Annotated in this window: 17 protein-coding genes and 1 pseudogene; 11 read left to right on the top strand and 7 right to left on the bottom strand. The window is 64.9% G+C overall.

The window, feature by feature from the left end:
* Window positions 1-5: 5 nt before the first annotated feature.
* Window positions 6-2,474, bottom strand: coding sequence for an acyl-CoA dehydrogenase (locus ACYVKM_RS14630; protein WP_460878349.1), 2,469 nt, complete (start codon window positions 2,472-2,474; stop codon window positions 6-8).
* 12 nt (window positions 2,475-2,486) lie between these two features.
* Complete coding sequence (locus ACYVKM_RS14625) at window positions 2,487-3,386, bottom strand: alpha/beta fold hydrolase (RefSeq protein WP_460878348.1); 900 nt, start codon at window positions 3,384-3,386, stop codon at window positions 2,487-2,489.
* Between the two features lie 141 nt (window positions 3,387-3,527).
* Here ACYVKM_RS14625 and ACYVKM_RS14620 point away from each other — a divergent pair, with 141 nt between their 5' ends.
* The 5 genes from ACYVKM_RS14620 to ACYVKM_RS14600 all read left to right on the top strand — a co-directional run bounded on the left by ACYVKM_RS14620 (window position 3,528) and on the right by ACYVKM_RS14600 (window position 8,061).
* Window positions 3,528-4,106, top strand: coding sequence for a TetR/AcrR family transcriptional regulator (locus tag ACYVKM_RS14620; protein ID WP_460878347.1), 579 nt, complete (start codon window positions 3,528-3,530; stop codon window positions 4,104-4,106).
* Between the two features lie 127 nt (window positions 4,107-4,233).
* Window positions 4,234-6,015, top strand: coding sequence for a phosphoenolpyruvate carboxykinase (GTP) (locus tag ACYVKM_RS14615; RefSeq protein WP_460878346.1), 1,782 nt, complete (start codon window positions 4,234-4,236; stop codon window positions 6,013-6,015).
* A gap of 145 nt (window positions 6,016-6,160) precedes the next feature.
* Window positions 6,161-6,706 carry an RNA polymerase sigma factor gene (locus ACYVKM_RS14610; RefSeq protein WP_460878345.1) on the top strand — a complete coding sequence of 182 codons (546 nt, stop codon included), beginning with the start codon at window positions 6,161-6,163 and terminating at the stop codon, window positions 6,704-6,706.
* Complete coding sequence (locus ACYVKM_RS14605) at window positions 6,703-7,143, top strand: hypothetical protein (protein ID WP_460878344.1); 441 nt, start codon at window positions 6,703-6,705, stop codon at window positions 7,141-7,143. Before ACYVKM_RS14610 ends, ACYVKM_RS14605 begins: the two co-directional genes overlap by 4 nt.
* Before the next feature lie 15 nt (window positions 7,144-7,158).
* Window positions 7,159-8,061, top strand: coding sequence for a DUF4097 family beta strand repeat-containing protein (locus ACYVKM_RS14600; protein WP_460878343.1), 903 nt, complete (start codon window positions 7,159-7,161; stop codon window positions 8,059-8,061).
* A 93-nt stretch (window positions 8,062-8,154) separates the two neighbouring features.
* Here ACYVKM_RS14600 and ACYVKM_RS14595 read toward each other — a convergent pair whose 3' ends face one another.
* A complete protein-coding gene (locus tag ACYVKM_RS14595; RefSeq protein WP_460878342.1) occupies window positions 8,155-9,063 on the bottom strand; it encodes a hypothetical protein in 909 nt (302 codons plus the stop codon).
* A 241-nt stretch (window positions 9,064-9,304) separates the two neighbouring features.
* Between ACYVKM_RS14595 and ACYVKM_RS14590 the strand changes: the two genes are divergently transcribed.
* The gene (locus ACYVKM_RS14590; RefSeq protein ID WP_460878341.1) at window positions 9,305-12,211 is read left to right on the top strand and encodes a putative bifunctional diguanylate cyclase/phosphodiesterase; all 2,907 of its coding nucleotides are present in this window, start codon (window positions 9,305-9,307) and stop codon (window positions 12,209-12,211) included.
* Between the two features lie 35 nt (window positions 12,212-12,246).
* On the opposite strand, the gene hslO is transcribed toward ACYVKM_RS14590, so the two are convergent.
* Window positions 12,247-13,146, bottom strand: coding sequence for an Hsp33 family molecular chaperone HslO (hslO, locus tag ACYVKM_RS14585; protein WP_460878340.1), 900 nt, complete (start codon window positions 13,144-13,146; stop codon window positions 12,247-12,249).
* Window positions 13,147-13,241: 95 nt separating this feature from the next.
* On the opposite strand from hslO, the gene mtgA reads away from it, so the two are divergent.
* The 3 genes from mtgA (at window position 13,242) to ACYVKM_RS14570 (ending at window position 15,520) form a co-directional block, all read left to right on the top strand.
* Entirely contained in the window at window positions 13,242-13,982 is a 741-nt protein-coding gene (gene mtgA / locus ACYVKM_RS14580) for a monofunctional biosynthetic peptidoglycan transglycosylase (RefSeq protein ID WP_460878339.1), read from the top strand.
* A 64-nt stretch (window positions 13,983-14,046) separates the two neighbouring features.
* The gene (locus tag ACYVKM_RS14575; RefSeq protein WP_460878338.1) at window positions 14,047-14,985 is read left to right on the top strand and encodes a glycosyltransferase family 2 protein; all 939 of its coding nucleotides are present in this window, start codon (window positions 14,047-14,049) and stop codon (window positions 14,983-14,985) included.
* Between the two features lie 106 nt (window positions 14,986-15,091).
* On the top strand, window positions 15,092-15,520 hold the full coding sequence (locus ACYVKM_RS14570; protein WP_460878337.1) for a CBS domain-containing protein: 429 nt from the start codon (window positions 15,092-15,094) through the stop codon (window positions 15,518-15,520).
* An 85-nt stretch (window positions 15,521-15,605) separates the two neighbouring features.
* On the opposite strand, the gene ACYVKM_RS14565 is transcribed toward ACYVKM_RS14570, so the two are convergent.
* Window positions 15,606-16,895 (bottom strand): NTP/NDP exchange transporter, encoded by a 1,290-nt coding sequence (locus ACYVKM_RS14565; RefSeq protein WP_460878336.1) that lies wholly within the window; start codon window positions 16,893-16,895, stop codon window positions 15,606-15,608.
* A 214-nt stretch (window positions 16,896-17,109) separates the two neighbouring features.
* On the opposite strand from ACYVKM_RS14565, the pseudogene ACYVKM_RS14560 reads away from it, so the two are divergent.
* Window positions 17,110-17,619 (top strand): annotated as a pseudogene (locus ACYVKM_RS14560) (GMC oxidoreductase); the annotation flags it as partial.
* Between the two features lie 9 nt (window positions 17,620-17,628).
* On the opposite strand, the gene ACYVKM_RS14555 reads toward ACYVKM_RS14560, so the two are convergent.
* Both ACYVKM_RS14555 and ACYVKM_RS14550 read right to left on the bottom strand, forming a co-directional pair.
* Complete coding sequence (locus tag ACYVKM_RS14555) at window positions 17,629-19,542, bottom strand: M48 family metallopeptidase (protein ID WP_460878335.1); 1,914 nt, start codon at window positions 19,540-19,542, stop codon at window positions 17,629-17,631.
* 49 nt (window positions 19,543-19,591) lie between these two features.
* On the bottom strand, window positions 19,592-20,179 hold the full coding sequence (locus ACYVKM_RS14550; protein ID WP_460878334.1) for a LemA family protein: 588 nt from the start codon (window positions 20,177-20,179) through the stop codon (window positions 19,592-19,594).
* A 55-nt stretch (window positions 20,180-20,234) separates the two neighbouring features.
* Here ACYVKM_RS14550 and ACYVKM_RS14545 point away from each other — a divergent pair, with 55 nt between their 5' ends.
* Window positions 20,235-21,533, top strand: a complete 1,299-nt coding sequence (locus tag ACYVKM_RS14545) for a serine hydrolase domain-containing protein (protein ID WP_460878333.1) — start codon at window positions 20,235-20,237, stop codon at window positions 21,531-21,533.
* The last annotated feature ends 10 nt before the right edge of the window (window positions 21,534-21,543 follow it).

Genomic DNA, 21,543 nt, shown 5'->3' with positions numbered 1-21,543 from the left:
TCGATTTACGCGGCGCTGGCCGGGCCTTTCGCATCGGCTCGTGTCTTGAACGCACGCAGCTCATCGGTGTCGAAATCGTCCACCGAGATGAACTCGAACACACCCTCGCGCACGCGCCTGAGCAGGTCGGCCTCGGCCGCGGAAATCACTCCTGCCTGCTGCGCCTCGGCGAGCTGCTCGATGTAGTCGTGCGACTTGAACTGGCCGGATTTCAGCGCCTTGCCGAACTTGCGGTCGACCGGCTCGGCGGCGATCACGTCGGGCAACAGCGCCTTCATGCGGCCGACCGTATTGTTCGCCGTCGGCGTGGTGTAGACCCAGTCGGTGAGACGATCGAGCGCGTCGTTCGGCGCGGTGAGCAGCGCGGCGACACGTCGGCCCAGACGGTCGGACGGCGGCACTTCACGACGACCCAGCGGGAACACCAGCGCGCGCAGCAGCCACGCCACCGGACGCACCGGGAAGTTGCGGATGGCCCCGTCCAGCGCGTTCTGGATCAGCCACATGCACTCGTGGAAGCCCCAGGCCAGGAACGGACGATCCGCTTCCGGCCGGCCGGTATCCTCGTAGCGCTTGAGCATGCTGCTGGCGATATACAGGTAGCTCAGCACATCACCCAGGCGCGCCGACAACTTCTCCTTGAACTTCAACTTGCCGCCGAGCACGCCCATGAACACGTCGGCGCACAACGCCAGTGCGGCGGAATAGCGGTCGAGCTTGCGGTAGTAGCGGCGGGTATAGGCGTCGCCGGCTGTCTCGCCGATGCGTGCACCGGTCAGGCCCATCGCGAGACTGCGCACCGCGTTGGAGATGCCGAAACCGATATGGCCGAACAGCAGGCGGTCGAACGTCTTCAGCTGCTCGCCGCGGTCGGTGATCGACAGCGCCTGCATTTCCTTCAGCACGTACGGATGGCAGCGGATCGCCCCCTGGCCGAAGATCATCAGGCTGCGCGTCATGATGTTCGCGCCTTCCACCGTGATCGCGATCGGCACGCTGGACCAGCCGCGGCCGGCGTAGTTCTTCGGCCCCAGCTGCACCGCCTTGCCGCCATGCACGTCCATGGTGTCGCTGGCGATCTGCCGCGCCCACTCGGTGGCGTGGTACTTGGCGATCGCCGACGGCACCGCCGGCTTCTCGCCGCGGTCGACCGCCGCCGCAGTGGCGCGCGACAGCGCCGCGGTGGCATAAGTCAGACCGCCGATACGCGCCAGCGCCTCCTCGACACCCTCGAAGCGGGCCACCGCCAAGCCGAACTGCTTGCGCATGCGCGCATACGCGCCGGTGGCCAGCGCCGAGGCACGCATGCCGCCGGTGGCGTTGGACGGCAGCGAGATCGCACGACCCACCGACAGGCACTCGACCAGCATGCGCCAGCCGTGGCCGGCCATCTGCGGGCCGCCGATCAGCACCGACAGCGGCGCGAAGATGTCCTTGCCGTGGATCGGGCCGTTCTGGAACGGGATGTTCAGCGGGAAATGGCGACGGCCGATCTGCAGCCCCGGTGTGGACCGTGGCAGCAGTGCCAGGGTGATGCCGAGATCCTCCTTGTCGCCGAGCAGGTGCTCGGGGTCATACATGCGGAAGGCCAGCCCGACTACCGTGGCGACCGGCGCCAGCGTGATATAGCGCTTGTCGAAGGTGAGCCGGATGCCGAGCGTCTCGACGCCATCGACGACCTGCTTGCAGACGATTCCGATGTCGGGAATCGAGGTGGCGTCGGAGCCGGCGTACGGGCCAGTCAGCGCGAAGCAGGGAATCTCCTCGCCCACTGCCAGGCGCGGCAGGTAGTGGTTCTTCTGCTCGTCGCTGCCGTAGTGCAGCAGCAGCTCGGCCGGCCCGAGCGAGTTCGGCACCGCCACCGTCGAGGCTACCGTGGCCGACATGCTGTTGAGTTTCTGCAGCACCGCCGAGTGCGCCAGCGCGGAGAACTGCAGGCCGCCGTACTGCTTCGGGATGATCATGCCGAAGAAGCGGTTCTTCTTGATGAACTCCCACACGTTCGGCGGCAGGTCGGCCAGCTCGTGGGTGATCTGCCAGTCGTCGATCATCCCGCACAGCTCTTCCACCGGACCATCGAGGAAGGCCTGCTCCTCCACGCTCAGTTCGGGCTTCGGCTGCTTGAGCAGCTCATGCCAGTCCGGCTTGCCGGAGAACAGTTCGCCCTCGAAACCGACCGTGCCCGCCTCCAGTGCAGTCTGCTCGGTTTCCGACAGCTTCGGCGTGACCTTGGCAAACATCTTCAGAAGGGGCGCGCTGATCTGACGGCGACGGAAATCCGGCAGCAGCAGCGGTACGGCAATCGCCGCCTCGATGATCAACAGGATGATCATTGTCCATATCGCTCCGGCCAGCAGACCGACCACCAGCGTGGTGGCCAGTGTGGCGATAGCCCAGATGCGCAGACTGCTGCGATGGTAGGCACAGGCGCCGGTGGCTATCAGCGCCGCCAGCAAGGTCAGTATCACGGACATCTCAGCACCTCATCACGGTTGAACAGCGCCGGCACGCAACCGGTCAGCTGATGGATCCAGGCTTTGCACGAAGTGCACGACTTCGCGCGTGAACGCATCATTCGCGTCGCCCGCCACCATATGGGTGGCATGCGACAGTTCCACATGCTGCGCATGCGGCACCAGTTGCAGGAATTCGTCGACGGTGGTGCGCGACACCACATCGCTGCGCGCACCCGACAGCAGCAGCACGGGCACATCGATCTTCGCCGCCGCCGCCTGCAGGAGTGGCTGGTAACGTTCACTCTCCTGCACCAGATCGCCGGCCAGCAAGGCCGGATCCCAGTGCCAGCGCAAGCGGCCATCGGCACCTTCGCGCAGCAGCGGGCGTAGCTGTTCCTCGCTCTTGCGTTCGCGCCGCTGCGGCAGATAGGCGGCAATCTGTTCGGAGGCCTCGGTGTAATTGGCAAAGCCGTCCGGATGCGCCTGCATGAAGGCGAGGATGCGTTCCACTCCGGCCGTTTCCCAGCGCGGCGTAATGTCGACCAGTACCATCGCGCGGAAGGGTGCCGGACGCACCTCGCCGGCGATCACGATTCCGAGCAGGCCACCCATCGAGGCCCCCACCAGGATCGGCGGCTCCGGCTGCGCCGCGGCCAGTCGTTGCAGGTCGTCGGCAAACTGATCCATGTGATAGTTGCCACCGGGCACACGGTCGCTTTCACCATGGCCGCGGCTGTCGAATGTCACGCAGCGGCAGCCCGCGGCCGCCAGCGCCGTGGCCGCACCATTCCAGGCACCACGGGTCTGGCCGAAACCATGCGCGAACAGCAGCGTCGGACTACCGTCCGGGCGATACGTCTCCACCGCCAGATTCAGGTCGGCAGCAGGGAAACGGCTGTGCACAGCCGAGGCGTGAGTCGGGTTAACCATACGGATGAGTATGGATTGCCCCGGCAAGCGCCGTCAATACATGCGCATCGCGACCGCCTTGCCTGCGGCAAATATCCAGGCAATTCAAACACCTTGCTTCGTGCAGATTACAAACCCGCAGGGTATCGCTACCATACGCAAATGAATGTCAGCAGCAAGCCAGAACGTACCCGCCTGTCGGCCGAGGATTGGGAACTCGCCGCCCTGCACCTGATCGCCGAACAAGGTGTCGGCGCCTTGGCCGTGGAGGCCCTGGCGCGCCAGCTGGGTGTGACCAAGGGCAGCTTCTACTGGCATTTCCGCACCCGCGAAGCCCTGCTGCAAGCCGCGCTGGAGCGCTGGGAGCAATACGGCGAACGCGAGGTACTCGGCCAGATCGAACAGATCGCCGACCCGCGCAAGCGCCTGCCCGAGCTGTTTCGCCGCGTCGCGCACGAACTGCAGCCGCATCGCGTCTATGCCGCGTTGTTGAAGGCGCTGGATCATCCGCAGGTGGTGCCGGTGATGGCACGCGTGTCGCAACGGCGCATGGAGTTTCTGAACACCGCCTACCGTGAGGCTGGCTTGCCTGCGACCCAGGCACTGAACCGGGCACGGTTGACCTACGCCGCCTACGTCGGTTTCCTGCAGCTGAACTTCACGCTGGGGCTGCCGCGGATCAATCACGAGGAATTCGACGCCTACGTCGAACACATGATCGCGACCCTGATCCCGGCCTGATACACCCCACGACTGTACCCACACGGCGCCATCTGGCGCCGTTTTTTGCTGCGCGGAACCTTGCAATACCAGTTCGCGTAAACTACCGTTTCAACTCTTTTTTTTCTTAAGACCTTAGAGGGACACGATGGCGAGCAAGCTGGAAGCACTCGAGCACTGGGTGAATGAGGCGGCGGCACTAACCCGCCCCAGAGAGATCCATTGGTGCGATGGCTCGAATGCCGAATACCGGTCGCTCGTGCAGCAGATGCTGGCCGACGGCACCCTGATCGAGCTGAACCAGCAGACCCATCCGGGCTGCTATCTGCATCGCTCCCACCCCACCGACGTGGCCCGCGTCGAACATCTCACCCTGGTCTGCCACCCGCAGCAGGAAGACGCCGGCCCGAACAACCACTGGATGGACCCGGCCGAAGCGCACGCGAAAATCGATGCCTTGTTCGACGGCTGCATGGAAGGCCGCACGATGTATGTGATCCCGTATTGCATGGGCCCGATCGATTCGCCGCTGGCCCGCTGCGGCGTGGAGATCACCGACAGCCCGTACGTGGTCGCCAACATGAAGATCATGACCCGCATGGGCGCCGCCGCGCAGGCGCGCATCGAGCGCGAAGGGCGCTTCATCAAGGGCCTGCATTCCAAGGGAGAACTCGACCCCGAGCGTCGCTGGATCATGCACTTCCCGGCCGAGCTGTCGATCAAGTCCTACGGCTCCGGTTACGGCGGCAACGCGCTGCTGGGCAAGAAATGCCATGCATTGCGCATCGCCAGCCACCAGGCCCGCAGCGAAGGCTGGCTGGCCGAACACATGCTGATCGTCGGCATCGAGAACCCGCAAGGCGAAACGCATTACATCGCCGCCGCCTTCCCGTCTGCCTGCGGCAAGACCAACCTCGCCATGCTGATTCCACCCGAAGGTTATCGTCAGGATGGCTGGAAGGTCTGGACGGTCGGCGACGACATCTGCTGGATGCGCCCGGGTGCGGATGGACGTCTGTATGCAATCAATCCGGAAGCCGGTTTCTTCGGCGTCGCACCCGGCACCAGCAACAGCACCAATCCCAATGCGCTGAAGAGCATCTCGCACGACACCATCTTCACCAACGTCGCCGTCACCGCCGACAACCAGCCGTGGTGGGAAGGCCTGCCCGGCACGCCGGTCACCGACTGGCAGGGGCGTCCTTACGATCCCGCCAACGGCCCGGCCGCGCATCCGAACTCACGCTTCACCGTCAGCGCGAAGCAATGCCCGACCTGGTCGGAAAAGGCCGAAGCACCGCAGGGCGTGCCGATCAGCGCGATCGTGTTCGGCGGCCGCCGGCCGTCGCTGCTGCCACTGGTGATGGAGGCCCGCGACTGGACGCATGGCGTGCTGATGGGCGCCGCCATGGGCTCCGAAACCACCGCCGCCGCCACCGGTGCGGTCGGCGTGCTGCGCCGCGACTCGATGGCGATGAAGCCGTTCTGCGGCTACCACTACGGCGATTACTTCGCGCACTGGCTGTCGTTCGACCAGCCCGGGGCGAAGCTGCCGAAGGTGTTCCACGTCAACTGGTTCCGCAAGGGCAAGGACGGCAAGTTCCTGTGGCCCGGTTTCGGCGACAACCTGCGCGTGCTGGAGTGGATGATCAACCGCGTCGAGGGTCGCGTGGCCGGCGTCGAAACACCGATCGGCATCCTGCCGGCCGCTGCCGAACTGAAGCTGGACGGCGTCACGCTCGATCGCGCCCACCTCGGCGAATTGCTCGATGTGGACAATACCGGCTGGCAGCTCGAACTCGCCGCCATCGGCGACTACCTCGACAGCTTCACGCCGCAGCTGCCCGAGCGCCTGCGCAAGGAGCAGCAGCGCGTGGCCAGTGCGCTCGCCAACGACGTGCAGCCGCAGCGCGAAACCGCAGCCTCCTGATCGAACGCCGGCACGTGCGGGTTCCCGCGACCCGCACGTGCCGGCGTGATGCCACCGGCGCCGTGGCCACGATGCAAACCCTTTTGCGCAACGGCGCATCCAAGCTGGCAAGATGATCGCTGCCTGCCCTGCCATTGGAAGCCCCATGTCGCCTGCCCCGCCGGGAGCCAACGACACCGATGACGTGCACGCTGCAGCGACTGGTGATCGCAACGCGTTCCAGCGACTGTACCGGCTGCATGTCGGTCGTGTGCATGGTGCGGTCTACCGGCTGGCCGGTTACGACCACGCCCGCGCCGAAGACCTGACCCAGGACGCCTTCATCCGTGCGTGGCAGAAGCTGCCGGGCTTTCGTCACGAGAGCGCGTTCGGCACGTGGCTGTACCGGCTCGCGGTGAACGTGGCGCTGATGGACATCCGTGCACGCGGCGCCGACCCGGTCAGCATGCTCGACAACGAACAGCTGCCCGACCCCGGCGAGACCCCGTTCTGCGCCGCCGAGCGCGAGGAACTGGAGCGTGCGATCAGCCGGCTGCCGCCGCGCGCGCGCGCCGTGCTGGTGCTGCACGACATCGAGGGCTGGCGGCACGAAGATATCGGCAGCGAACTGGACATGGCGGTCGGCACGTCGAAAGCGCAACTGCACCGCGCCCGCGGTCTGTTGCGCAAGGCATTGGGAGAAGGGTCATGAACGAATTCGAATGGCATCGGCAATTGCGCGACCTGCGACAGCCGCTCGCGCCGCAACGCGACCTGTGGGCCGCGATCGAGACTGCGCTGGACGATGTCGATGCTGCCCGCCCACCCGCCACACCCATACACCCACGCGCACACCCAGCGCACTGGCTGGTGGCTGCCAGTCTTGCCGCGTCGGTGCTGCTGGCCGGCGGCATCGGCTGGCACCTGCGACATGCACCGACCACCACCCCGCTGACCAGCGCTGGAACGACACCGTGGAAGCCCGCTGACCCGCGTCTTGCAGGCGCCGCGGTCGAGCTGGATGCCGCCCGCATGGAACTGCAGCTGGCGATCCAGGAAGCCCCCGACTCGCCCGCATTGCAGCGCCTGCTCAGCCGTACCGAACACCAGCAGATGCAACTGCGCCAACTGCCCGGCCAGGCCGGCTGAACCCCAGGAATGATCATGAAAACCGTCCGCTTCACTCCCCTGCTGCTCTGCCTCTGCGTTGGCCACGCTCTGGCCGGCACGCCGATCCAACTGAACCACGAAGCCACACCGAACGTCCAAGTCAGTGTCAGCAATATCGCCGGCACGGTGACCGTGACCGCATGGGATCGCAATGAAGTGCAGGTTGGCGGTCAGCTCGGCGAAGGCGCCAAGCCGCTGGCGATCACCGGCAGCAACGAAAACCTCACCATCAAGGTCGAGCCGCAAGGTGGTTCTGGCTGGTTCAACTGGAGCGGCGACAATCGGATGGCACCCACTAACCTGGAATTGCATGTACCCAGGGCCGCCTCGCTCGACATCGGCGTGATCAGCGCACCGCTGGTGATCGACGGCATCGACGGCGGCACGATCAAGGTCAACACCGTCAGCGGCAGGGCGCGCATCAATGCACGCACGCCGGCACTGAAAGTCGACAGCGTCAGCGGTGGTATCGAGCTGGCCGGACATGCCGAACAGGCCGACCTGCAGACCGTCAGCGGCGACATCCTCGCGCCGGCACTCGGTAGCGACGCGAAGCTGCAGACCATTTCCGGGCGCATCCAGGCCGATGGAGGACCGTGGAAGAAACTCACGCTCAGCACGGTATCCGGCAACGTGCAGCTGACCGGCCCCCTGGCTGCTGACGGTAGTCTGGGCATCGACAGCATGAGCGGCAACGTACAGCTGCAACTGCCCGCAAACACCTCAGGCAGCCTGCACGCCAGCAGTTTCAGCGGTGATCTGCGCAGCGATTTCGGTACCCCGAAAAAACCCGAGCACGGCCCCGGCAGCAGTCTGGATGCACGCCTCGGCGATGGTCGCGGCACGATCAACGTCGAAACCTTCAGTGGCGATCTGCGCATTAACAAACAGGACTAGCTAACGACCTGTTCAAGCACATTGCAAACGAAAACGCCGTCGATGAGCGACGGCGTCAACAGGGGGCGTGAACGGACACACGCAAGGTTGGAATCAAAGATCCTGGTGATACTGCACATACGGTGTACGCGACTGATCCGGCTCGGGGCCTGCAGGCGTATTCGCGGGACTGCCGGAGGACCACAGATTCTGCGCACCGACGCTCAGTGAGCCACGCCACGGCAGGTGCCAGGTCACGCCCAGATCGATGCTGTTCCAGCGTCGATCCGCATTCAGCCCGCCGGGAATACTTGCATCCGGTTGCATGGTGCGGCCAATCAGGACGCCACTCAGCGAGCCGTGATCCACACCAAAGCTCAACGCCTTCTGATCCAGCGTATTGACGCCGAGCAGGTTGCCTGGCAACAGATGGATGCGACCGACGCTGGCGCCCAGATCGATCCCGCTGGTGCTGCTCAGGGCAAGCCGGCCACGCGCATTGAGCTGTGAGCTGCTGTCAAAACCGGTAAGGCCATCGACACCTGGAACGACACCTGGCAGCACCCTCGGCAATAGTGCACTGCTGTTGTCGGGCGTACTGTTGGTACCGACGCTTACGCCGAGGCTGTAGCGCCCTGCCGCATAGGTGGCGCCGACTTCGCTGCCGATGACCCGCAACGGCTGGTTGACCCACGAGTGTTCGCTGACCTCGGCATGAGCCTGCAGATTCGGACCCAGTCCGTACTGCACCCCCGTCGACGTGACCGTGGTCGCGTCGAACGCTCGCAGCGCCAACGGTGCATTTTGAAGCTGGGCATCGGCGCCGATGCTGCGATCAGCCTTGAGTGCCAGCAGGCGACCATCGGTGCCACGCCACAGCGGCACCACGCCGGGTCCGGTCTGGGCCGTCTGAGCCGGTGGCTGCGCCAGCAACTGCTGAGCCATGACGTTATCACCGCCCACAGACTGCCCGGCCGCGACAAACGGCAACAGGCAGATCAGCAGGGCGCAGAGGCGACGCATGACTTGGGTGAGCCACTCATTCAAGAACTGAAACCGGGATCGAGTATATCTCGTTTTACATTTTGCTAACACCCCCTCAAACCGGTCCAAACGCACAAAAACATGCTGGTTTGGTGCTTCGACCAGCCCGACCTTGCGCGGGTTCCGGACACCGGATCGCTGGCGACAGGGCCGACTTACACGCTATAAAGGCGCTTGACGTCGATCCTGCCGGATCGTCCCGGAAACGACCACTCCACTGATGAGCGCCACTCCGACGATACGCCCATCCCAGCCTCCTTCAGTGGCGCGGGATCTTGCGGCCTTGTACGGGGCAGTCGAACAATTGTTCGAGGCAGCCGACGCTGCCAGCGTGATGGAAATCTGCGAGCAGATACTCGGCAAACTCGGCATCCACGGCCGGCTGCGCTGGCGCCGCATGGATGAGCAAACTGGTCACCTGTCAGGCAGTGGTCAACTCGACTTGGCAGAGGATCCCCAGGGCCCGCGGATGCTCACACTGGGAGCCAGCGAGCTGCCGCTGCCCGACAGCCTGCGCGGCCCGCTGTCCTGGCTGGGGCGACTGGCCGATACCCGACTGCGCCAGCTGGCCGAAACCAGCCGCCTCTACGAAGCCATTACGCGCCTTGCGCTGGCCGAACGCCTGCAGCGTGCGCTCTATGCGATCGCCGAACAGGCCGGTGCCGGGCATGACACGCCCGAGATGATGCATTCGCTGCACGCCATCGTCAGCAGCCTGATGTACGCCGAAAATTTCTACATCGTGCTGTACGACACGGCCACCGATACCATCCGCTTTCCCTATTACGTCGACATCGCCGACACCGACCCGCCACCACCCGATCAGGATCTGCCGCTGCGTGACGTGCTGCACAGCCTGACCTGGAACCTACTGCAGGAGGGCCGGCCGCTGTTGGGCTCGATCGACGAGCTGAGACAACAGCTCGGCGATCATTTCATGCTGGTCGGACCGAGCTGCGAACACTGGCTGGGCGTACCGTTGTTGCGCGGCGGCAACGTGGTCGGTGGCATCGTCGTGCAAAGCTACCGCGCCGATACCCATTATTCGCAGCAGGATCTGGAGCTGCTGAACTACGTGGCCCAGCATGTGCAGACCGCACTGGAACGGCGTGAGGCGCATATCGAACTGGGACGCCGGGTGACCGACCGCACTGCCGCACTGCGCGAGGCCAACCGCGTACTGCGCCAGCAGGTGCTGCAACGCCAGCGCGGCGAGCGGCTGCAGGCAGCACTGTTCCGCATTGCCGAGCTGGCCAATACCTCGGAGAGCCTGGAAAAATTCTATGCGACCATGCACCAGGTGATCAGCGGCCTGCTGTATGCGCGCAACTTCTATATCGCCCTGCTCGATGAGGAGAGCGGGCAACTGACCTTCCCCTACTCCGTGGATGACGTCGACAGCGTGCGCCCACCGCGCGCGCACGGTCGTGGCGCAACCGAGTATGTGCTGCGCCATGCCAAGCCCTTGCTGGCCCACCCGCAGGACATTGCCCGTCTGGTGGCGACAGGCGAGATCAGCCATTTCGGCTCGCCCTCGGTGTGCTGGCTGGGCGTGCCGCTGGTATGGGGCGGCAAGGCGATGGGCGTGCTGGCCTTGCAAAGCTATTCGCCCGAGCATACCTACAGCGAGCGCGACCAGGAGTTGCTGACCTTCGTCAGTTACCACATCGCAAATGCACTGCAGCGCAAGCAGGCAGCCTCATCGTTGCGGCAGGCCTATGCCGGGCTGGAGCGCCGCGTCACGGAGCGCACCCGCGCGCTGGCGCTGGCCAATCGCGACCTGCGCGAACAGATCGCCGAACGCGAGCGGGTCGAACGCCGGCTGAAATACGAAACGCTGCACGACTCGCTGACCGGGTTGCCCAACCGCACCCTGCTGCTGCAACGGCTGGAACAAGCCATGCAGCGTGGCGCCGCGAATCCGGGCGAGCAGTTCGCCGTGCTGTTCATCGATCTGGACCGTTTCAAGGTGATCAACGATTCGGTGGGACACCTGGTCGGCGACGACCTGCTGTTCCAGGTCGGCGGCCGCATCCGCGCCTGCCTGAAAACCCGCGATGTGGTCGCGCGTCTGGGCGGCGACGAATTCGCGGTGCTGCTGGAGGGCATCAGCGACACCGGCAAGGCCACGCTGATTGCCGAGCGCATCATCAACGAACTGCAGACGCCGTTCCGGCTTGGCACCAAGGAGATCTTCACCTCCGCCTCGATCGGCATTGCGCTGTCCAGTCCGCACTACCGGCAGCCGGAGGAACTGCTGCGCGATGCCGATGCGGCGATGTACAACGCGAAAGACGGCGGACGCCATCGCGCGGCGCTGTTCGACGACCGCCTGCGGCGCGAGGCGCTGTCGCTGCTGGACATGGAAAGCGACCTGCGCCACGCGCTCAGCCGCAACGAATTCGAGCCGTTCTACCAGCCTATCGTCGAACTCGACGACCGCCGCGTCGTCGGCTACGAGGCACTGCTGCGCTGGCATCATCCGGAGCGCGGCCTGCTGGCGCCACACGACTTCCTGCTGATCGCCGAGGAATGCGGCTGCGCCGAGGCGATCGACTGGCAGATCTTCGAACAGGTCTGCACCCAGGCCGTGCGGTTGATCGGCACCGAAGGCTTCATCAGCATCAACGTCTCCGGTCGGCATTTCCGTTCCGCCGACCTCGACCAGCGGCTGCTGGCGCTGTTCGAGCAGTATGCCGTACCCACGCATTGCATCCGCATCGAGGTCACCGAGCACGCGCTGCTGGAGAACCCGAACCAGGTCAAGCAGATGCTGAAGAACCTGCGCAGCCACGGCATCGGCATCGCGCTGGACGATTTCGGCACCGGCTATTCCTCGCTCAGCTACCTGCACCAGTACCCGTTCGAGACACTGAAGATCGATCGCTCCTTCATCACCGAACTGCCGCAAGGTGACGATGAAACCCAGGGACTCGCGCTGGTACGCGCGATCCAGGTACTCGCCGACTCGCTGCAGATGAAGGTGATTGCCGAGGGCATCGAGGAAGAATCGCAACGACAGGCCCTGCTTCGGGTCGGCTGCCGCTATGGCCAGGGCTTCCTGTTCGCGGCGCCCCAGCCAGCCAGAACCTGGCTGAACAAGGACAACCTCTTACTGCGGGTCTGAGCGACGGCAAACCCGGTTGACCCAGCCCGACAGATTCACTGCGTGGTATCCGGCGCGGCAGGAGCCACGTTGTTGCTGAGCAGAAGTTCGGCATCGATGCGATCGAAGTGATAACGCTGAGCGCAGAATTCGCAAATCACCTCGATCTCGTCGCCGTGCGCTGCCAGGGCTGCCTCGACTTCGTCGCGACCGAGCGAGCGCAGCATCCCGCTGACCCGTTCGCGGCTGCAGCTGCAGCCGAACGCCAGCACGCGCGGCTCGAACAGACGCACCGACTCCTCGTGGTAGAGCCGGTACAGCAATTGCTCCGGTGCCGTCGCCAGCAATTCCCCCATGCCCAGGGTGGCGGTGATGTGCACGATGCGGTTCCACGCATCGTCATCCTGCGCGGCATGGTGACCACCCTCGTCCGGCATTTTCTGCAGCATCAGCCCGACCGCATACGCATCGTTGGTGGCCAGCAGGATGCGTGCGGGTAGCTGCTCGGACTGGATGAAATAGTTTTCCAGTGCCTCGGACACGCCGGCATGCTGCAGGTCGACCAAACCCTGGTAGCGCTGGCCGCGCTCCACGTTGCCGATGGTGATCGCCATACCCGCATCGGGCAGCGCATTCAACGCCAGCGGCTCGGGCAGCGGCTCATTCCAGCGCGCCAGACCACGCAGGCGGCCGTGATCGGTGCACTCGGCAAACAGCAGGCGCAACGCACCCGTGCTTTTCAACTCGACCGACAGTGCGCCGTCCAGCTTGATATTGCCGGTCAGCAGCGCACTGGCTGCCAGTACCTCGCCAAGCACGGCATGCACATCCGGCGGATAGTCCGCACGTCCAGCCACTTCGCGCCAGGCCGGCCCCAGCCGTACCAGCGCACCGCGCACACCGGCACGTTCCAGCAGAAAGCGGTGCAGCACATCGTCGACGGGCAGGTTTTCCACAACAGTGCTCTCTTGAGGTCAAGCGCCACAAATGGGGGCGCAAGGCGACTGGAACAACGCCTTTATACTGCCCGGACCCTCCCTTGCGTATCGCCATGCCCACTCTGTTGCGCCGCCCCCTGCTGATCCGCCTGCTGCGCGCACTGGCACTGCTCGCCCTGGCATGGCTGGCGCTGAGCTGGTTGCTGGTGCTGGTACTGCGATTCGTGCCGCCGTGGACCTCCGCAATGATGCTGGAGCGCCAGCTCGGCGCGTGGGTGCGTGGCGAGAAGGACTTCCAGCTACGCCAGCACTGGGTACCGTGGAACCGGGTTTCGCCCTGGGTACCCCTGGCGATGGTGGCCGGCGAGGATCAGAAGTTTCCGTATCATCATGGCTTCGACTTCGATTCCATCCACGATGCGATCGACGCTGCCGACGACGGCAAGCGCCTGCGTGGTGCCAGCACGATCAGCCAGCAGACCGCCAAGAACCTGTTCCTGTGGAACGGCCGCAGCTTCGTGCGCAAGGGCCTGGAAGCGTATTTCACCGTACTGATCGAACTGACCTGGCCGAAACAGCGCATCCTCGAGGTGTACATGAACATCGCCGAGCTGGGCAACGGCATCTACGGTGTGGGTGCGGCCAGCGACGTTTACTTCCATGGCGCGCCTGCACGGCTCGATCCGGCGCAGGCGGCGCGGCTGGCTGCGGTGCTGCCCAATCCGCGCCGCTTGCGTGCGGATCGCCCCAGTGCCTACGTGTTGCGACGTGCCGCCTGGATCCAGCAGCAAATGAATCAGCTCGGTGGGCCGGCTTACATCGAAGGCCACGCGCCGCCACGCCGGCCGCATTGAACGACACCCTCGCCCGAGCGCGGGCAGTTGGTTAGCATGAAGTCCTCTCTCGCTGGCCCTGCCCATGCCGCAACTCACTATTGTCGTTCCCGCCTATAACGAGTCGGCCGTGCTGGTGCTGTTCCATCAGCGGCTGTGGAACGTACTCGACGCGTTGCCGCTCGACGCCAGCGTGCTCTATGTCGACGACGGCAGCCGCGACGACACCTGGTCGATCATCGAATCGCTGACCGCCGCCGATCCGCGCACCGGCGCACTCAAACTCTCGCGCAACTTCGGCAAGGAGGCCGCGCTGACCGCCGGCCTCGATGCCGTCACCGCCGACGCGGCGGTGGTGATCGATGCCGATCTGCAGGACCCGCCCGAGCTGATCCCCGCCCTGGTCGAGCAATGGCAGGCCGGGTACGACGTGGTGTACGCCACTCGCAGTGCGCGCCAGGGCGAGAGCCGCTTGAAACGCTTCACCGCTGCCGCCTTCTATCGCAGCATGGAGCGACTGTCCGATACGGCAATACCACGCGATACCGGCGATTTCCGGCTGCTTTCGCGACGCGCATTGGATGCCCTGGGCCAGCTGCGCGAACGCCAGCGTTTCATGAAAGGCCTGTTCAGCTGGATCGGCTATCGGCAGACTTCCGTGCAGTACCTGCGCGACCCACGCCTGGCCGGCACGACCAAATGGAACTACTGGCGACTGGGCCAACTGGCGATCGAAGGCATCACCTCGTTCTCCACCGCACCGCTGCGACTGGCTACCTGGGTCGGGCTGGCCGCCGCCGGGCTGGCCTTTGTCTATGGCACCCTTGTGCTGCTCAAGGCCCTGCTCTACGGCGACCCGGTACGCGGCTATCCCACCCTGATGCTGGTGATCCTGTTCCTTGGTGGTGTGCAGCTGCTGGCGCTGGGCGTGATTGGCGAATACCTGGGACGCAATTATGCCGAGAGCAAGCGCCGCCCGTTGTACTTCATCGAGGAACAACGCCTGCCGCGCGAATCGCGCTGACGACCGTGCCCACGACGTGGCTTCACGGCTTTACTACACGTCGGACCGATGCCCGCGCTAGACTCGCCGCAGACGGCCCGCCCGGGGGCCGGCGGGAGGTCCAAGCATGAGCCAGGTCAAGCATCTGCTGGAAAGCAAGGGCAGCACGATCTTCAGCATCACACCGGAAGCACCGGTACTCGAAGCCATCAAGCGCATGGCCGAGCACAGGGTCGGCGCCTTGCTGGTGATGCGCGGCGAGCAACTGGTTGGTGTGGTGTCGGAGCGCGACTACGCACGCAAAGTAATCCTGCAAGGCCGGTCGTCCTCGCAGACCGCCGTGTCCGACATCATGAGCAGCGAGCCGGTGACTGTCGGCCCGGATACCGATGTATTTGACTGCATGCGCCTGTGCACCGACAGCCGCATCCGCCATCTGCCGGTCGTGCAGCGCAACGCCGTGGTCGGCGTGATCTCGATCGGCGATCTGGTCAAGGCGGTGATCGACGCGCAGGCCGAGCAGATCGAGCACCTGCAGCGTTACATCACGAGTTGAGCCTGTAGCCGAGCCATGAATCGGGGTTTACGCACGAAGATCCCGGGGCTCAACACGAAAGCCCAGTCGGCTTGACGATGTCTCTTCACTTGCCGATTTGCTGATGCCCTTCCGGCGCCAGATCGGGCGACCATCCGGCACGACGGGCTACCACGGTGGCCAGGGCCGCAACGCCGGCACCCAGCAGGGCAAGGCCACCGACGCCCCAGCCCAGCAGGCGCAGGCCGCTGACGGCGCTGGTCACCACCACATCGCCAAAACGCCACACGGCCGTCTCGACGAAGTTCTTGCCCTTGTAGCGCGTCTCGCGCGGTACCCGCGTATACAGCGCATCCACCGCCGGCTTGGTCATGCCGTAGGCGAAGCCACGGGTAATCACCTGCATCGCCGCCAGCAACGGCACGCTGTAACTGAAAAGCACAATGCTGCCGCCACCGACCAGCGCCATTCCAGCCAGAAGTGCCAGATTCACCAGCGACGGCACCACCAGCCCCCAGCCGGCGCCGCGGCGCGTCAGCAACCAAGGTGTCACGCTCAGTTGCAGTGCGGCGCCGAGCAGATTGGTCGCAAGATCCAGGTCGTTGTAGAACGACGTGCGCGCCACCGTGCTGGTGAAATGCGCCTTGGCGTAGTCGGCCACCAGCGCATAGGCCAGCGTGCCGATGCCATCGCCGAACAGCATCAGCAAGGCCATGTAGCGCAGGAACGGCCGCGACCACAACTCCCTGATGCCGGCCCACAGCGAGCCGCCGATCGCCTCGCCGCCGTGGCTGCCAGCTCGCCGATCATGTTCCGCCGAAAGCTGCAGTAGCAGCATCATCGCCACGCCCAACGCCAACGCCGACACCAGCAACAGCGGCGCCACACCGATCAGCTGCACCAGAAGCTTGGTCACCAGCGGCCCGAAGATCGCGCCTGCCATGCCGCCGAGCGCGATAAGCGAAAACACTTGGCGCGCGTTGCCGCTGTTGAAGATGTCGGCCATGAAGCTCCAGAACAGCGACACCACGAACAGGTTGAACACGCTGGCCCAGACGAAGAACAGCACGCCCAACTCGCGCGCACCGATGCGATCCTGCGCCACAAATGCAGGCACGAACGCGAGCAGGCAGAGGATGAAGAAACTGTAGCTCCAGCCAAGCAATTGCCTGCGTCGGAAGCGCGCAACCAGCATGCCGAACACCGGGGTCAGCAGCAGCATCACCACGAACACCGTGCCGTAGAACAGCGGCAGCGACTGCGAGCCGACCGCACCGCTCAGCTGGCCCATGACTGGCCGGATGATGTAGTACGAGGTCATCACGAAAAAAAACGCCAGCGCGGACAGTGTCGGCGCGGCGGCTTGTTCCACAACGGTTTGGCGGGGCAAACTCACGGGCACATCCAGCGTGGGGCGCGGCAAGACTAGCATGTGCCCGCGATCATCCAATGAAGCCGGAGTTCCATGGACCGCTGCGACTGCGTGATCGTCGGTGCCGGTTCGGCCGGCTGCGTGCTGGCCAACCGGTCAGCGCACAGCCTGGCAAGCAGGTACTGCTGCTGGACGCCAGTGCACCGGATTGGAACCCGCACTCAACCAGCGCCACCTGTGGTGGCCGCGCGGCAAGGCCCTGGGCAGCTCCAATGTCGCCGAAGCTCGCGGCTTCATGCGCAGCCGGCTTGCCGAGGACGCGCGCTGCGATCTGCCGTTCCACTTCGTGCCCGCCCTGCTCGGCGAGCACGGTCGCCTGCGCCTGCACTCGGCCGATCCGGCGCAGCCGGATGATCGAAGCGGCGCGAGTGTCACGCGAGATCCTCGTTCAGCCTGCGCTCGATGCCTATCGCGGCGAGCCGGTTTTCCCCGAACGCCCCATCGACAGTGACGCCGAGTACACCGATTTCATCCGCCGCAGGGCGGAAACCATCTACCACCCAGTCGGTACCTGCAACATGGGCAAGGATAATCGCGCCGTGGTCGACAGCGAGCTGCGCGTACGTGGCGTGGCGGGCCTGCGCGTGGTCGACGCTTCGATGAGGCCGAGCCTGCCTACCGGCAACACAACGCGCCCGCCATCATGATCGCCGAACGGGCAAGCGCATTGATCCTCGGCAAAGGCTGAGCTGCGCGCCTAGGTGTCGGTCTGCAACGGCAGCGGGCAATGCAGGCTGGCACAAATCACCCGCAGCAGCTCCGCCTCTTCCACGCTGACCACGCCATCGGCGTGGATGGCGCAGGCCAGCCCCTGGATCAGCAGATCCTTGGCTGCTGGCATCAGTCCATCCAGATCATCCAGCGCGTGCTCGAAGGGCGTCTGCCAGACGGCCGGCGGTGCCTGCCACGGCATCGTCGCGCCGGGGAATATCTGCTGCATCGCCAGCAGCCACGCGCGACGCGCCGATGCTTCATCCACGCTTCCATAAGCAGCGACTACGGCACAGACCAGGGCGGCACTGTCGCGACAGGCCGGCAATTTCTTCAGCCCGTCCAGTGGTGTCCGACGTGGCTGCTGCGCTTCGAACAACTGCACACGCAGCAGGCGAGTCAGGCAGTACTCGTCCAGATCGACCCGGCCGTCCAGCCGTACCAAGGCGTCCAGTGTGCTCGACAAGGTCTGCCGGCGCCCCTCGGACAATCGTTTCAGTGCGGGAAACGCCAGTGCCGCCAGCGGCAGGCGCAACTCCGCCGCCAGCGCCTCGACGTCTGCGAAGACCGTCGTCACGGCCTGCTGCACATCGTCACCAAAACCGTCGGCAATCAACCGCCGCTGACGCGCCTGCAGGTCCGGCTGCGCCGACGTCGCCAGGGCCAGCACCACCGACAACGCCGATTCCGGCTGCTGCACGGCAGCCATCAGGCTGGACGGTATGCTCCGATGCACCACGCCGGCATGCACGAAGCTCGGCACGCCGGCATCCCGCGCGGCAACAGCACCGGCCAATGCAGCCGGCAGTGGTGGCGGCACGGTGAAGCCCGGCATATCCAGTGGGCTGGCTGCCTCGCTGATCGCGGATGCTATGGGTGGCGCAACCGCGGTTTTCTGCAACGAGGTTGCCAGTTGCACCAGTTCCTCTTCGCGAAAGCCGGGTTCCAGTGCGCGAATACGCTCCAGTAGTGGCGGGTGGGTGGCAAACAGCGCATTGAACGTGCCGGCCTCGCCGAACAACATGTGCGCCACTTCCTGCTTGTTGGCCGCCTGCAGTTCGGACCCTTCGCTGAGGATCGCGATCTTCTTCAACGCACCGGCGATGCCGTCGGTCTGCCGGGTGAACTGCACTGCCGAGGCATCGGCCAGCGACTCGCGCGAACGCGCCACCGCCGCCTGGATCAGCCGCCCGAAGAAATACCCGATATAGCCGACCACGATCAGCGCCAGCCCGATCATCCAGACCTGACCGCCGCCGCCCCTGCGGTTGCCGCGTCCGCCGCCGAACCACACCACCTGGCGCCCCGCGATCGCCAGCACCATGATGCCGAACAGCAGACCCATCAGGCGGATGTTGAGTCGCATGTCGCCGTTCAGCACATGGCTGAACTCGTGCGCGATGACACCTTGCAGTTCGTCGCGACTGAGGTTGTCGAGACAACCCCGGGTTACGCACACCGCGGCGTCGGATGCCGAGTAACCGGCGGCAAACGCGTTGATGCCCGGCTCTTCCTGCATCAGGTAGACATCCGGCACCGGTACGCCGGCAGCGATCGCCACTTCCTCGATCACATTGCGCAACTGACGCAGTTGCGGGTCGCGCGTATCCGGCGGCACCGGCACGGCGCCGACGCTTTCCGCCACCGACTTGCCGCCGCCTGACAGGCTCATGATGCGGAACAGGGAACTGAACCCGATCCCGGCCAGCACCACGATGCTGCTGGTGAACAGCAGCGGCAGATTCGATGCTGCGGGTTCGCCGTCGATCGGGTGGTGGCCCATGCTGAGCCACACCACCGCATCGATCGTCGCCACGATCGCGACCACCGCCAGCACGAACAGCGCGACCAGTCGCCGGCTGCTGCCGCGGACGCGCGCCTGTTGCGCAAAGAAATCCATCGGGTCTCCCGCCGGGTGACCACCGCGACCCGCGTCGCGATGGCAGCGATCAGGTAAAGGAAACTTTCGGCACGTCGCGCACGGCCGGGTCCTCGACCTTCAACGGTTCGGCCGCGGCGAAACCGAAGCTGTTCGCCACGAACGAGGCGGGAAACACTTCGCGCTTGTTGTTGTAGGTCAGCACGGAATCGTTATAAGCCTGCCGTGCGAACGCGACCCGGTTCTCGGTCGATGTCAGCTCTTCGGAGAGCTGCATCATGGTCTGGTTGGCCTTCAGGTCCGGATATGCCTCGCTGAGCGCGAACAAACGCCCCAGACTTTGTGTCAAAGCATTTTCGCTGCCGGAAAGTTGCTGCATCGCGGTCGGGTCGCCGGGGTTGGCCTTGGCACCTGCCAGTCCGCTGACCGCCGCATTGCGTGCCTGTATCACCGCCTCGAGCGTGCCGCGCTCATGGGCGAGATAACCCTTCGCCGTTTCCACCAGGTTGGGAATCAGGTCGTGCCGGCGGGTCAGCTGCACATCGATCTGCGCAAAGGCGTTCTTGTAGCCGTTGCGCGAGGTGACCAGTCCGTTGTAGATCCCCACGAAGTACAAGACAATCAGAACGACAACAATCAGAAAAATGATCAGGCCCATCGTCACGCTCTCCACCCAATGGCGCATCCCCACGCCGGAACCACGCCAGACTACCATGCAGTTTCGCAAGTTTTTCCTGTTGATCGCGACTGCGCTCGGGCTGACCTGCGTGCCGCTCTGTGCGTCCACGGTCGGCGCTGTGCCGCAGGCGATTCCGGTCCATGCGCATGCCGCGACGGAGACGCTGCCAACTGCGCGTGTCCAGAACACGCTCGCCGACTATCAGCGCTGGCTGGACCGGCTCGCCGAGCGCAATGCGGTCGCCGGTCTGGCCACGGCCGTGGTGATCAACGACAAGGTGGTCTTCGAACGCACCGTCGGTTACGCCGATGCAGCCACCAAAGAACCGGTGACGCCCGACACCGTGTTCCGGCTCGCCTCACTGTCCAAGGCCTTCGCGACCGCGATCACCGGCCTGCTGGTGGACGACGGCAAGCTGAGCTGGGACACCAAGCTGGTCGACGTGCTGCCGTACTTCAAGCTCAAGGACATGCAGGCCGCCTCGGAGGCCACCGTAGCCGACATCCTGGGGCAGCGACTGGGCCTGCCGCACAATACCTACGACAACATGCTCGAAGGTGATATTTCCTACGAGGAGCTGGTGCGCAAGCTGGACGAGGTCGACCTGGTCTGCGGTGTAGGCCAGTGCTACGGCTACCAGAACGTCGCGTTCGGCATGATCGGTGACGTGGTGCTCGCACGCACCGGCGATTTCTTCTACCGCCTGGTCGACAAGCGCATCTTCTATCCGCTGGGCATGACCACCGCGAGTTACGGCCGCGCCGCACTCGAGTCCAGCACGAGCTGGGCACGTCCGCATCGCCCTTCCGCACATGGCTGGATACCGTTCGAGCCAAGTGAGACCTATTACCGCGTGGCCCCCGCCGCCGGTGTCAACGCCAGCCTGCATGACATGGAAAAGTGGCTGGTCGCACAGATGGGCGGCCGCCAGGACGTGCTGCCGACATCACTGCTCGACGTGCTGCACACGCCGGAAATCGCCACGCCGAGCGAACTGCGTGCCACGCCATGGCGTAGCGCAAGGCTGACCGACGCGCACTATGCGCTGGGTTGGCGGGTATACCAGTACGGCGGCGAAACCCTGATCTTTCACGCCGGCGCAGTAGCCGGCTATCGCACCATGATCGGCTTCTTCCCGAAGTACAACGCCGGTGTGGTCACATTGTGGAATTCAACCGGCCCGACCCCGAGCGGATTGATGCCGATGGTGTTCGATGACCTGCTCGGCCTGCCGCACGTGGACTGGGCCGGCATCGAAAGCGCGACCCCATCACGCAAAGCCGCTCCTCGCAAGAGTGTTCCCAGGAAGAAACGCCGAACTGCCCAGCACTAAGCAGCACGCT

The organism is Rhodanobacter koreensis, from assembly GCF_054782855.1.
Note: the sequence above shows the minus strand (reverse complement) of the source record. Positions and strands in the feature narration are given on the sequence as shown.